Raw genomic sequence first — 13,501 nt, 5'->3', positions numbered from 1 at the left:
TCAATCTCCTTGAATAATTGGTTGAGTGTTCGCAATATTTTCTATAACTTGGTAATGTATTGATAATCTAACTTTACCATTGTCCTGTTCTTGGTGCAAAACTTTTTCACCTTTTATTTTAGCATCCTCACCTAAAGTTGATAGTAATTTTTTTCGACCGATTTCCAAAGCTTTTTCCACCGCCTCTTGTTTAGAATAGACGCGCTGCGAGTTCTGTTCTTCTCGTACAGCAACTTTCTCATACGACAGAGGTAATTTCCATTTAAAAAAATAGAGTGGATGCTCCACTTTTTCTGTCACCTTTGAGGCGTATTTTTCTTTGTTAAAAGCCCAAAGAGGCATTTTAAAAGCTTGAAAATCTAAATAGTGCTTCGTATATCCATTACCCGTTAATACCTGAAAATCAGTTTTTAAAGGCACTTCCACCTCAGACTTATACCATGTTTCACCGTAGACTTTCCCTTTAGCAGCTACTACTTTTTTATTTTTTTCGTTTCCAATAATACCGGAAACTAGGACCTCGCCTTCGTTGACAAAATCATTAACCTTGACTAAAGGTTGTCCTTTTTCGACAAACAAATTCGTAATAATGGCTTTCTTTTTAGCAATTAAATGTTGGTAAGGTGTTTTTTGCTGAGGCTTGGGCTCATTTTTTTCAACCACTTGGAAGTGATAAGAAGTGCCGCGCACTTCTACTCCCACCCAGGTAATATTGTTCATATTATCTGTTAAATAGCGCTGAATTTTTTCAGGACTTTCTAACAGAAATTGAAACTCTCCTCTTTTCACACCTATTTTGGCAAGCTGCTTAGTCATTTGATGTTCCGTTTGTGGTTCTGCACCGCTAATTTCCACTTTCCACACCATGTTGGAAAGCAAACCAAGAATAATAAAAAAAGAAAGAAAACCTAAAGCAAATCCACTATTTTTGATCACTCGTTTTGTTAAAAAAGGAAAACCTCTGCCTCTTATAAAATAAATTTTACAATCTGCGTTGCGAATTAGTATACGAATTTTTTTTACATCTTTCAATAATATCGTTGCTGTCGCTAGCTGACCGTCAACTTTATGGACATTCGAAATCATAATCTGTTGTCTCACACAATTATTTAAAAAACGTTCAATTCCTTTTCCAACAATTCGAATACGTACGGTACCAATAACAAAGTTTGTCCATCCATTCTTCATTTTTTTCCTCCTTGTGTTATTGTTCTAAATAAAGAACTTGATTGATTTTACCTTCTAAAACCAGTTCTTCTGGCAGTATTACTTTAATGACCAGTCCTTCACCTCGAATTAACATTTGTCCCTGTTTTAGTAACACGCGTATTTCAGTATCAGAAAAGGCTAATAAACCTTTATGATTTTCAATATAAATGTGTATTTGTCCAACTAACGTAATACGGGGAAGATCCATTAATACATCAGCGGGTAGTTCCATTGTTTTTGTCATCCATCTTTTCATTTGGTGTCTCCACTTTTTGCTCATAAAAAGAACCCCCTTTCATCTCATGTTTATGAGAAAGGGGGTTAATGTATCACATCTATTTATCGTTTATATTTACGTTGTTTCGATTTTGGCGGCCCTAGAATTTCGGACCATATCACTCCTTGAACAGCTTCTTTACGAGAAATGGGCTTAAAAACGTTTTTCTCACCCGTGATTTTTGGTTTGTCAACTGTGATTTTCTTTTGAATAGATGGTTCATGATACGGACGATTTTTTAGCTCTTCCAATTTTTCTTGCAAAGGATTTGTTTCTGCTGAAGAAACAGTTTCCGGCTCCATACGAGCTGTTTTTGGCTCTTCTTTGACAGGTCGATATCTAGGTCTTTCCCGCCTTGAAGGATTGTTTACAGGAGGCATAGGAGCTCTTTTAGAACGCTGCTGTTCTTCCTCTTTTGACTGAGCCATAAAACGCTGCACAACGTTAAAAATAATTCCTCCAATGATGACAAAAATGAAAGCATTATTAATAATTAGTTTAATAAGCGTTTCAACGATATTCATTAGGAGAAAACCTCCTTGTTAAGCTGATTCATTATTTCTCATCGTCTTCTTTAGACATTTTCCCGATTGAATCACGCATATCCGTATCAGCAGTCAAGTTTTGAATATTCATATAATCCATGACGCCAATATTGCCAGAGCGCAGTGCTTCTGCCATCGCTAACGGTACTTCTGCTTCTGCTTCTACTACTTTTGCACGCATTTCTTCTACTTTTGCACGCATTTCTTGTTCTTGAGCAACGGCCATAGCACGACGTTCTTCGGCTTTTGCTTGTGCAATATTTTTATCTGCTTCCGCTTGGTCTGTTTGAAGAACTGCCCCAATATTTTTACCAATATCGATGTCAGCAATATCAATGGATAAGATTTCAAACGCTGTTCCTGAATCCAGTCCTTTTCCTAACACCGTTTGAGAAATCATATCGGGATTTTCCAATACTTTTTTGTGATCTTTTTGCGAACCGATTGTAGAAACAATCCCCTCGCCAACACGGGCAATAATCGTTTCTTCTCCAGCTCCCCCTACTAGTCGATCAATGTTTGCACGAACAGTAATTCGAGCTTTTGCTTTGACTTCGATTCCATCCATAGCCACCCCTGCAATAAAAGGTGTTTCAATAACTTTTGGATTAACGCTCATTTGTACAGCTTCTAGCACATCACGGCCCGCTAAGTCGATAGCTGCTCCGCGCTCAAATGTTAACTCAATATTTGCTCGGTGCGCTGCAATCAGCGCATTTACCACACGGTCAACGTTACCGCCTGCTAAATAGTGGCTTTCTAATTGATTAATGGTAATACCTAAACCTGCTTTACTTGCTTTAATTAACGGGTTCACAACGCGAGATGGTATCACTCGACGAAGTCTCATTCCGACCAGTGTGAAAATACTAATACGAACACCTGCTGCTAATGCTGAAATCCATAGCATAATCGGTACAAAAGTGAAAAAAACAGCTAAAGCAATAATTGCTAGACCAATAACTACAAAAAACAATACGCTACCTACTTCCATTAATTAAGGTCCTCCTTTTTCAAAGGCTCTGTAAGCTTCCGCACCACAACCCTTGATCCCTCTACTTTTATAATATTTACTAACACATCTTTGTCTAAATATCCGCCTTCAGTGACTACATCCACATACTCTTCATCGATGAGCACGGTACCTGAAGGACGAAGCGGTGTTGTTGTTTTACCTTGTTTTCCTATTAATTCATAACGATTTTGATTCGACACGTAGCCAGATTCAGTATTAAGTGAATCATTAAGCACCATTTTTTTGAAAGGTGTAAGCTTCCTTTTAAAAAATTTCATCATCACCAACGCACCTCCCAGTGCCACCACTATTGCAATTACAAGAGAAATTCCCATTTGGACATTATTATCTGTTGACATAAAAAAACTTAAAATGATAGCTCCAAGTCCTAGTAGTCCTAAAACTCCGCCTGGTACTACAATCTCTAACAGAAGCAATATAATTCCTGCTATAAATAAAACGAGCGCTTCCATGCCAGCTAATCCTGCTACCATATGACCATAGAAAAATAAAAGAAGTGAAGCTATTCCAATAGAGCCCGCAATACCAAATGAAGGCGTAAACAATTCAATTACAATTCCTAAAGCACCAATGGATAATAAAATGGGAACAACAAGCGGATGGGTAAGAAAACGAGCAATTTGTTCACTTACACTCATTTTCGCATACGTCAGTTTAGCATCTTCATAGCCAAGTACGCTTAGGAGACCGTCTAAATTTTTTACAGTCCCTTCTGAATAACCAACTTGCTCGGCTTGCTTAGGAGTGAGCGTCAGCAATTCATTTCCTTTTAAGTTGAGCTCAGGTATTACCATCTTGGTATTTGCCATCGCTTCTGCATATTTAGGGTTTCGGTTATTTTGTTCTGCTGCGCTCTTCATAGCCGATAACCAGTAGGACTGAGCTTTTTTTCCTGCGGCATTTCCCTGTTGGTCAATCACTGCTGCCGATCCCATTGTAGAACCGGGTGTCATATAAATTTGATCGGCGTTAAGTGCAATATACGCTCCGGCTGATAATGCTTTTTTATCGACAAAAGCAGCGGTAGGAATAGGTGTTGAGGTTAAGCTTTTAGCTATTTCAGAAGCTGCATCTACAGCTCCTCCAGGAGTATCTATGTCCAATATAATCAAATCTGCACCGTCATTTTCCGCATCTTTAATGGATCTGTTTAGAAAAGAAAGCAGTCCATTTTCTACCGTTTTATTTACAGGAATAACGTGTACACGCTTCACGTCAGCGGTGCTAATAGTGGGGAATAACCCAGTGGCTAAGATAAGAAAGCACACGAAAGAAAATAAGGTTTTCACCGAATACACTTCCCTCCTTCCATAGATAGTATGAGCATGTATCTGTATATACGAATAACTTTAACAATAGTTTCAAATTTTTTAAAATTTATCTATTTTATTCTTTGCACAAGAAAAATAAAACATACGTTCGATTATTATCCATATAAAAAACACCTTACACAAGGTAAGGTGTTTTTTATGATAAGTGTTGAAGGACAAGCTTATTAACAAGAGAGCCATCCGCTTTGCCTTTTACTTTCGGCATAAGCGCTCCCATAACTTTCCCCATATCAGCTTTAGAGGAAGACTGCGTTTCTTCAATCGTCGTTTTAATAATTTCAGATAACTCTTCTTCAGTTAGCTGTTTAGGAGCGTAAACTTCTAAAACCGCTAATTCAGAATGAATTTTATCAACAAGATCTTGACGACCTGCTTTCTCAAATTCATGGAGGGAGTCTTTACGTTGTTTGAATTCGCGAGAAATAACCGTCAACTCGTCTGCTTCAGTTAGGTCGGTTCCTAACTTAATGGCTTCGTTTTGAAGAGATGCTTTGACCATACGAATGACCCCAAGCTTCTCTTTCTCTTTGTTTTTCATCGCTTGTTTCATATCACTATTTAAACGCTCGAGAAGACTCATAAATCCACCCTCTTATTAGAACTTGCGTTTTCTAGCAGCTTCAGATTTCTTCTTACGCTTTACGCTAGGCTTTTCATAGAATTCGCGCTTTCTTGCTTCTTGTAACGTACCAGTTTTTGAAACTGAACGTTTGAAGCGACGAAGAGCATCTTCAAGCGATTCGTTTTTACGAACAACTGTTCTTGACATTCTAATTCCCTCCCTCCGAACAAAACCACTAACATCATAATGAAATGACATGTTAGACATGTCTTTTGCAATTATAATATAATGATTCCTTAAGGTCAACCGCTTTACATAAAGTAATGCAGTTATTCCCCCTTTATTTTATGAACTTTCTTGATAAAACATTACTCGTTCAGCTTTTTTACACGTATGAAAAAAGCTGCGTATACACGCAGCTTTTCAATAAGTGTTATGAGCTCATTTTCACCTGATCTTGAAGATGAACCTCATCTAGCACGCGAACAAACTCACCTTCATTATAAGGATATCCAGCTTTTGAAATTTTCACTTTTACAAGCTTTCCAACCATTTCTTCAGACGCTTTAAACACAACCTTTAAGTAGTTATCAGTATATCCTACATATAAACCACTTTCAGGATCTTCTTTATATTTTTCTTCCGGAATTACTTCTAGTACTTCTCCTTCAAACGTTGAAGCATATTCTTTTGCCAATTGATTTGAAAGTTCGATTAAACGATGCACACGTTGATTTTTTACTTCTTCATCAATTTGGTCGGTCATACGAGCCGCTGGCGTACCTGTACGTTTAGAATACGGGAATACATGAAGCTCTGAAAAACCGTGCTCTTTAATAAAGTTATACGTCTCCATAAACTCTTCTTCTGTTTCACCTGGGAAGCCAACAATAACATCTGATGTAATCGCTAATCCAGGAAGAGCTTCTTTCAGACGGTTTAAGCGCTCACCAAAGAACTCCATTGTATACTTACGACGCATGCGCTTCAATACCGTATTTGAACCTGATTGAAGAGGAATATGCAAATGACGTACAACCATTTCTGATTGATCTAGTACCTCAATCACTTCGTCCGTAATTTGACTTGCTTCAATTGATGAAATACGAATGCGTTTTAATCCTTTTACTTGAGACTCTAAATCACGAAGAAGCTGGGCAAGATTGTAATCTTTCATGTCTTCTCCGTATCCGCCAGTGTGAATACCTGTTAACACGATTTCTTTATAGCCCGCATCCACTAGCTGCTGTGCTTGTGCTACTACTTCTTTAGGATCACGAGATCGCATTAAACCGCGCGCCCATGGAATAATACAGAATGTACAGAAGTTGTTACAGCCTTCTTGAATCTTTAACGAAGCACGCGTACGGTCTGTAAAAGCCGGTACATCTAGCTCTTCATATACGCGTGTTTTCATAATGTTTCCTACGCCGTTAATCGGCTGACGCTCTTTTTTAAATTGTTCAATATAATCAAGCATCTTAACGCGGTCTTGTGTACCTACTACGATATCAACACCAGGAATGGCCATAATTTCAGCTGGCGAAGTTTGAGCATAACACCCAGTTACACAAATAACCGCATCTGGATTTTTCCGCACAGCTCTACGAATAACTTGACGGCTTTTTTTATCTCCTGTATTTGTTACCGTACATGTATTAATTACATATACATCGGCAGTTTGTTCATATTCAACACGCTCATAGCCTTGGCCTTTGAACAATTGCCAAATTGCTTCTGTTTCATAGTGATTTACTTTACACCCTAGCGTGTGAAAAGCAACTGTTGACATAATCGTCACCTCATTAACTCAGTTTGATAAGATATAGCAGACAGCGCATATAAAGGAGCTGTTTCTGCTCGTAAAATCCGCGGACCAAATCCGCTTATTGTAAATTCATTTTCTTCTAATACTTCTACTTCCTGCTCGGTCAAACCACCCTCGGGGCCTACAACCACAAGCACGGAATGGCCCGGTTTTAAAGCCGAAAGAACAGCGTGCAGATGAGATGTTTCTCCTTGCTTTGCTCTTTCTTCATAGGCTACAACTTTATGAGTATAGTCACCGCTAATTTCTACTAGCTTTTTAAAAGAAATTGGGGCTTCTACTGCTGGTACAATCGTACGATGAGATTGTTCTGCAGCCTCTTTAGCAATCTTGTTCCAGCGATCTACTTTTTTTTGACTCTTTTTATCATCCCATTTAACAACTGAACGAGCCGCAATAAAAGGGATAAACTTATACGCCCCAAGTTCTGTCCCTTTTTGGATAATAAGCTCGAGCTTATCCCCTTTAGGCAGACCGTTCACAATTGTAACATGGACTGGAAGCTCTTTTTCTTCGCTTATCCATTCTATAATAGATGCTTTCACTTCGTTAGCGGAAATATTTTCAATTTCACACAAAGCAGCTTGCCCCTGTTCATTACAGGCAATAAACTGTGACCCTTCATTCATTCTCATGACGCGTGAGATATGATGGGCATCATCCTGTGTCACTATGACACTTTGCTCTTGAAATTGATCATTTGGCAGAAAATAACGTTGCATCTTGACACCTTCTCACTTGTTAAGCTTGTTTTTGCGCAATAATTGCTACCCAGTCTTCCATAAGCGTTACTTCTTGAATAACAAAGCCCGCTCCCGTTAGCGCTTTTTTGACATCTTCTTTTTTCGCACTAATAATACCTGATGTAATGAACATGCCTCCTGGCTTTAATACCTTTGCAGCATCGTCTACAAAACGAACGATTACTTCAGCTAGAATATTCGCCACAACAATGTCAACAGGTCCTTCTATACCTTGCAATAAGTTGTTTTGACCTACTGTTACGACGTTCCCAACTTGATTCAGTTCAATATTTTCGCGAGCAGAACGGACGGCTACTTCATCAAGGTCTAGAGCTTGTACATTACTTGCTCCTAACAGAGCTGCGCCAATGCTTAGCACTCCTGAACCTGTACCCACGTCAATAACAGTATCTCCTGCTTTCACTGTTCTTTCCAATGCTTGAAGAGACATAACCGTTGTTGGATGCGTACCTGTCCCAAAAGCCATTCCGGGATCAAGCTCGATAATCAATTCATCTGTGCTGACTTTTTCATAGTTTTCCCAAGTTGGTACAATCGTAAAACGCTCTGAAATTTTCACGGGATGGTAATATTTTTTCCAAGCAGTGGCCCACTCTTCCTCGTTCACTTCACTGATCGTAACTTTGTTAGCTCCTAAATCAAAGTCGTAAACAAGCAGTCCATTAATTTCTTTTTTGATACCATCCACAGTTTCTGCTAAAAAGCTGTTAACTGGAAGATATGCTTTAATCACTACACCTTCTTCTGGGTAGTCTTCTACGTTTAAATCGTAGATTTCACCAAAAGTTGTATCTCTTTCTTTCACTAAATCAGCAGGATCTTCAATGACTACCCCGCTAGCTCCTGATTCATGTAAAATATGAGAGATGGGTTCAATTGCTTCTTGCGCTGTATGAATACAAATTTCAGACCATTTCATTGCTACCAACTTCATCCTTTCTGCCTTCAGTAATATAGGATTTTAAATATGAACATGACAGATGACAGGTTGGCAAAGTACCTTTACCAACCTGTCTCTGTTTACTATGAAAGACAATTATTCTCCTTTAATTGCTCGTTTTACTTTTGCAAAAAAGGAATCATGCTGCTCATCAACGGCTTCTTGACCGCTCAGTTCAGCGAACTCACGCAATAATTGTTTTTGTTTTTCTGATATTTTTGTGGGAGTTACAACTCGAACGTGAATATGCTGATCTCCTTGACCATATCCTCGTACGTTTGCCACACCTTTTCCTTTTAAACGGAATTTCGTTCCCGTTTGTGTACCAGCAGGAATCTTCAACTTCACCTTGCCGTGTAGAGTTGGTACTTCTACTTCATCACCTAGCGCTGCCTGAGCAAACGTTAAAGGCATTTCGCAGTAGATATCGTCTCCATCACGTTCAAAGAATTCATGAGTGCGCACGTGGAACACTACGTATAAATCTCCCGGAGGACCACCATTTACCCCTGGTTCTCCTTGAGCACTTACGCGCAGCTGTTGACCATCATCTACACCAGCTGGAATTTTAACATTAATTTTACGTCGTTTTGTTACTTTACCGTCACCGTGGCACGTTGCACATTTGTCTTTAATGATTTTTCCTGTACCATTACAATGATGACACGCACGTCGATTTACCACGCGGCCAAACGGCGTGTTTTGTTCAACGTTTAACTGACCTGAACCATTACAGTGCGAACATGTATCGACTTTTGTTCCAGGTTTTGCACCTGAACCGTGACATGTTTCACACGTTTCTTCACGTGGAATTTCAATTGTTGTTTCTTTTCCGAAAACAGCTTCTTCAAAAGAAAGTGTCATCGTGTATTGTAAATCGGCACCTTGTCTCGGAGCATTAGGGTCACGTCTGCGACCACCACCACCAAAGATCGAGCTGAAAATATCTTCAAAGCCGAAGCCGCCAAAGTCTGAGCCGCCTCCACCAAAGCCGCCAAAGCCTTGATTTGGATCAGTATGACCAAATTGATCGTATTGTGCTTTTTTTTGGTCATCACTCAATACTTCATATGCTTCTTTTACTTCTTTAAATTTGTCAGCAGCATCTTCCGCTTTGTTAATATCTGGATGATATTGTTTAGAAAGCTTGCGGTATGCTTTTTTTATTTCATCTTTTGTAGCGCTCTTACTGATACCGAGTACTTCATAGTAATCTCGCTTACTCATCAATACTCACTCCCGAATCGTTTCACATAAACGTAATTGTATCATTATTAATAATTCCATAGCAACATAAAAGTTACTTTCTATTGCTCCCGTGCGCGCAGAGAGCCAAGTGAAAAACTTTCCCTTTCGCTTTTCCACGTTAAAAAAGTCAAAGCCAAGAAATAAGCTTGACTTTGACTTTTTAAAAAGATGTGAATCGCACCATGGCGTCATTCACGTTAGTCGTCAAGATGCATTATTTTTTGTCGTCGTTTACTTCTTCAAACTCTGCATCTACAACATCATCATTTTGAGCGCCTTGTTCACCTGCTTGCTGAGCTTGTTGAGCTTGCTCATACAATTTTACAGTTAACGCTTGAACGATTTCTTGAAGTTCATCTTTTTTCGCTTTGATTTCTTCAAGGTCATTCTTTTCAATCGCTGCTTTTAAAGCATCTTTTGCTTCGTTAGCTTTTGTTACTTCAGCTTCTTCTACTTTTCCTTCAAGATCTTTTAGTGTTTTTTCAGTTGTAAACACTAATTGATCTGCTTCATTGCGTAGTTCCACTTCTTCTTTACGTTGCTTATCAGCATCTGCGTTTTCTTCCGCTTCTTTTACCATGCGGTCGATTTCGTCATCTGATAAACCTGTTGAAGATTTAATTGTAATAGCTTGCTCTTTGTTTGTACCTAAATCTTTTGCACGAACGTTTACGATACCGTTTTTGTCAATATCGAATGATACTTCGATTTGAGGTACTCCGCGTGGTGCAGGTGGAATATCAGTTAACTGGAAACGACCTAGCGTTTTGTTGTCTGCAGACATTGGACGCTCACCTTGAAGAACATGAATATCTACAGCCGTTTGGCTATCTGCAGCCGTTGAGAATACTTGTGATTTACTTGTTGGAATCGTCGTATTACGCTCAATTAGCTTTGTAAATACGCCACCCATTGTTTCGATACCTAGTGATAAAGGCGTTACGTCTAGTAATACAACGTCTTTTACATCACCAGTTAATACGCCACCTTGAATTGCTGCACCAAGTGCAACTACTTCATCAGGGTTTACACCTTTGTGAGGATCTTGACCAGTTTCTTTTTTGATTGCATCTTGTACCGCTGGGATACGAGTTGAACCACCAACTAAGATTACTTTATCAAGTTCGCTTGCAGAAAGGCCTGCATCTTTTAAAGCTTGACGCACAGGAGCCATTGTACGCTCTACAAGGCCTGCTGATAACTCGTCAAATTTAGCACGTGATAAAGATACCTCTAAGTGAAGAGGGCCAGCTTCTCCAGCAGTGATAAATGGTAAAGAAATTTGTGTAGATGTTACGCCTGATAAATCTTTTTTCGCTTTTTCAGCCGCATCTTTTAAACGTTGAAGCGCCATTTTATCTTTGCTTAAATCAACGCCGTTTTCTTTTTTGAATTCAGCGACTAAATAGTCGATGATTACTTGGTCAAAGTCGTCACCACCAAGGCGGTTGTCACCTGCAGTTGCGCGAACTTCAAATACGCCGTCGCCAAGTTCTAGAATAGATACGTCAAACGTACCGCCACCAAGGTCATAAACTAAAACTGTTTGATCTTCATCTGTTTTTTCTAATCCGTATGCAAGTGCTGCTGCAGTAGGCTCGTTAATAATACGCTCTACTTCTAAACCAGCAATTTTACCAGCATCTTTTGTTGCTTGACGCTCAGCATCATTAAAGTAAGCAGGAACTGTGATAACAGCTTTTGTTACAGGCTCACCTAAATACTCTTCAGCATACCCTTTTAAATGTTGAAGAATGATAGCTGACATTTCTTGAGGCGTGTATTGCTTGCCTTCTGCTTCAACCTTATGGTCTGTACCCATATGACGTTTAACTGAAATAATTGTGTTAGGGTTTGTAATAGCTTGACGTTTCGCTACTTCCCCAACTTGACGCTCACCGTTTTTGAATGCCACAACTGATGGCGTTGTACGGTTTCCTTCTGGATTTGGAATTACTTTTGGTTCGCCGCCTTCTAATACAGCGACACAAGAGTTAGTTGTACCTAAATCGATACCAATGATCTTACTCATTGACAATGACCTCCTTCATAATATGTAGTGTTATTGATTCACTTTAACCATCGCAGGGCGGATGATTTTATCTTTTAATTTGTAACCTTTTTGAAGCTCTTCTACTACTGTGTTCGGTTCGTATTCATCGTCTTCTACTTGCATCACTGCTTGATGCTCGTATGGATCGAATGTTTTCCCGACTGATTCAATTGCTTCAACACCTTCTTTTTGAAGTGCCTCTACTAATTGACGGTATACCATTTCTACACCTTGCAGCACGGATTTAGTTTGTTCATCCGCTGTGTTAACTTGTAATGCACGTTCAAAGTTATCAAGTGCTGGTAAAATATCCGAAACTAATGATTGAGCACGGTATTTTTGAGCAGCTTCTGCATCGAGACGTGAACGACGACGGAAATTATCGAAATCAGCTTGTAGACGTAAGTAGCGATTCTCTTCTTCTTCAAGCTGTTGCTTTAATTGATCATTTTCTTGTTGAAGAGGGTTTACTTCCTCAGACACTTCAGCTTCAGTTGCTTCAGCAGAGTCTGTTTGAACTTCTTCAACCACTTCTTCGTTTTGTTCTTCTACTTGCTTTTCGTTTGACAATTCATTCACCTCCCTTAAATGTTTACACACATTTTCACATTTTAAACAACGTTTTTTATTTTATCACAGGGAAAGGATGGAAGTAATATATTCCACCCGATTCCTTTATTCTTTATACAAGTTTGTTAACACTTGAGACATATCTGATGACAGCAGCGTAAGCAAACTAATCACACGCGCATATTCCATGCGGGTCGGTCCCAGTATAGCAATTGTACCAAGCTGTTCGTGACCAAAGGAATAACTAGCTGTAATTAAGCTGCACCCTACCATTTCATTCAATTTATTTTCATGACCGATTTTCACATGTATGCCAGCCTCATTTGGGCTTAACAGCTTATAAAACTGCTGTTCATGTTCAATAATGTTAAACAGCCCGCGAATTTTATTAAGATCATGAAATTCCGGCTGAGCAAACATATTCGTTTTGCCGCCAACTACTAATTTGCCATTCATGTTGAGCTTTAATGCATCATTGAGTATATCCATCGTCTGCTCATATCCTTGAATGTGGCTTTTTAAGAGCGTCGCTACTTCTTTGTACATTTTATCATGTAAATCAGTAATGCGAACGCCGATGAGCTTTTCGTTTAAAATGTTAACCATTTTTTCAATATCGGAAGGTTGAATACTGCTCGGCAGCGTAATCGTCCGACTTTCAACGTGTCCTGTATCGGTCACAATAATGGCAACAGCTGACTGAGCCGTTAAAGGTAAAATCTGCAGCTGTTTTAACTTATGGCTGACCGCTTTTGGTCCTAGCACAATAGACGTTAAACTCGTTAAATCAGATAAAATTTGCGCTGACTTTTGAACGAGCTGCTCCAGTTCTACAATGCGTTCAGCGAATACCGAACGTACCGTGGAAACGTCGCTTGCTTTCAAGTGCTCCGGGGACACTAGATGATCAACATAATAACGATAACCTTTCTCAGACGGAACGCGCCCTGAAGAAGTATGAGTTTTTTCAATAAATCCAAGTTCTTCTAGGTCTGACATCTCATTACGAATCGTAGCCGAACTAAAATTAAACTCTTCTTTCTTAGATAATGTTCGAGAGCCTACCGGCTGCGCAGATCGAATGAAATCATCAATAATGACTTGTAAAATTAATAACTGTCGATCAGTAAGCACGCTT

The 13,501-nt window shown here is 39.2% G+C and carries 14 protein-coding genes; all 14 read right to left on the bottom strand.

Annotated elements, in window-relative coordinates:
* The 14 genes from yqfD to hrcA all read right to left on the bottom strand — a co-directional run bounded on the left by yqfD (nt 1) and on the right by hrcA (nt 13,497).
* Nucleotides 1-1,188, bottom strand: a complete 1,188-nt coding sequence (gene yqfD / locus ACFX4W_RS09260; protein ID WP_016765592.1) for a sporulation protein YqfD — start codon at nt 1,186-1,188, stop codon at nt 1-3.
* Nucleotides 1,189-1,204: 16 nt separating this feature from the next.
* On the bottom strand, nt 1,205-1,489 hold the full coding sequence (gene yqfC, locus ACFX4W_RS09255) for a sporulation protein YqfC (RefSeq protein ID WP_013059232.1): 285 nt from the start codon (nt 1,487-1,489) through the stop codon (nt 1,205-1,207).
* Nucleotides 1,490-1,548: 59 nt separating this feature from the next.
* On the bottom strand, nt 1,549-2,010 hold the full coding sequence (locus tag ACFX4W_RS09250) for a hypothetical protein (RefSeq protein WP_043976190.1): 462 nt from the start codon (nt 2,008-2,010) through the stop codon (nt 1,549-1,551).
* 31 nt (nt 2,011-2,041) lie between these two features.
* Nucleotides 2,042-3,025: a flotillin-like protein FloA gene (floA, locus tag ACFX4W_RS09245; RefSeq protein ID WP_013059234.1), complete on the bottom strand. Its 984-nt coding sequence runs from the start codon at nt 3,023-3,025 to the stop codon at nt 2,042-2,044.
* Entirely contained in the window at nt 3,025-4,356 is a 1,332-nt protein-coding gene (locus tag ACFX4W_RS09240; RefSeq protein ID WP_043976189.1) for an NfeD family protein, read from the bottom strand. Before ACFX4W_RS09240 ends, floA begins: the two co-directional genes overlap by 1 nt.
* A 178-nt stretch (nt 4,357-4,534) precedes the next feature.
* On the bottom strand, nt 4,535-4,978 hold the full coding sequence (locus tag ACFX4W_RS09235; RefSeq protein ID WP_013059236.1) for a GatB/YqeY domain-containing protein: 444 nt from the start codon (nt 4,976-4,978) through the stop codon (nt 4,535-4,537).
* 15 nt (nt 4,979-4,993) lie between these two features.
* A complete protein-coding gene (rpsU, locus tag ACFX4W_RS09230) occupies nt 4,994-5,167 on the bottom strand; it encodes a 30S ribosomal protein S21 (protein ID WP_013059237.1) in 174 nt (57 codons plus the stop codon).
* A 226-nt stretch (nt 5,168-5,393) separates the two neighbouring features.
* Nucleotides 5,394-6,752 carry a tRNA (N(6)-L-threonylcarbamoyladenosine(37)-C(2))-methylthiotransferase MtaB gene (gene mtaB, locus ACFX4W_RS09225; RefSeq protein ID WP_025750549.1) on the bottom strand — a complete coding sequence of 453 codons (1,359 nt, stop codon included), beginning with the start codon at nt 6,750-6,752 and terminating at the stop codon, nt 5,394-5,396.
* Nucleotides 6,753-6,757: 5 nt separating this feature from the next.
* The gene (locus tag ACFX4W_RS09220) at nt 6,758-7,510 is read right to left on the bottom strand and encodes a 16S rRNA (uracil(1498)-N(3))-methyltransferase (RefSeq protein ID WP_043976188.1); all 753 of its coding nucleotides are present in this window, start codon (nt 7,508-7,510) and stop codon (nt 6,758-6,760) included.
* Between the two features lie 19 nt (nt 7,511-7,529).
* Nucleotides 7,530-8,471 (bottom strand): 50S ribosomal protein L11 methyltransferase, encoded by a 942-nt coding sequence (gene prmA, locus ACFX4W_RS09215; RefSeq protein WP_043976702.1) that lies wholly within the window; start codon nt 8,469-8,471, stop codon nt 7,530-7,532.
* Nucleotides 8,472-8,588: 117 nt separating this feature from the next.
* On the bottom strand, nt 8,589-9,719 hold the full coding sequence (dnaJ, locus tag ACFX4W_RS09210) for a molecular chaperone DnaJ (RefSeq protein WP_013059241.1): 1,131 nt from the start codon (nt 9,717-9,719) through the stop codon (nt 8,589-8,591).
* A gap of 235 nt (nt 9,720-9,954) precedes the next feature.
* The gene (gene dnaK / locus ACFX4W_RS09205; RefSeq protein WP_013059242.1) at nt 9,955-11,772 is read right to left on the bottom strand and encodes a molecular chaperone DnaK; all 1,818 of its coding nucleotides are present in this window, start codon (nt 11,770-11,772) and stop codon (nt 9,955-9,957) included.
* A gap of 30 nt (nt 11,773-11,802) precedes the next feature.
* Nucleotides 11,803-12,363, bottom strand: coding sequence for a nucleotide exchange factor GrpE (gene grpE / locus ACFX4W_RS09200; protein WP_013059243.1), 561 nt, complete (start codon nt 12,361-12,363; stop codon nt 11,803-11,805).
* A gap of 105 nt (nt 12,364-12,468) precedes the next feature.
* A complete protein-coding gene (gene hrcA / locus ACFX4W_RS09195) occupies nt 12,469-13,497 on the bottom strand; it encodes a heat-inducible transcriptional repressor HrcA (protein ID WP_043976185.1) in 1,029 nt (342 codons plus the stop codon).
* Nucleotides 13,498-13,501: the final 4 nt, after the last annotated feature.

This window comes from Priestia sp. YIM B13489 (assembly GCF_042787645.1).
Taxonomy (GTDB): domain Bacteria; phylum Bacillota; class Bacilli; order Bacillales; family Bacillaceae_H; genus Priestia; species Priestia megaterium.
Note: the sequence above shows the minus strand (reverse complement) of the source record. Positions and strands in the feature narration are given on the sequence as shown.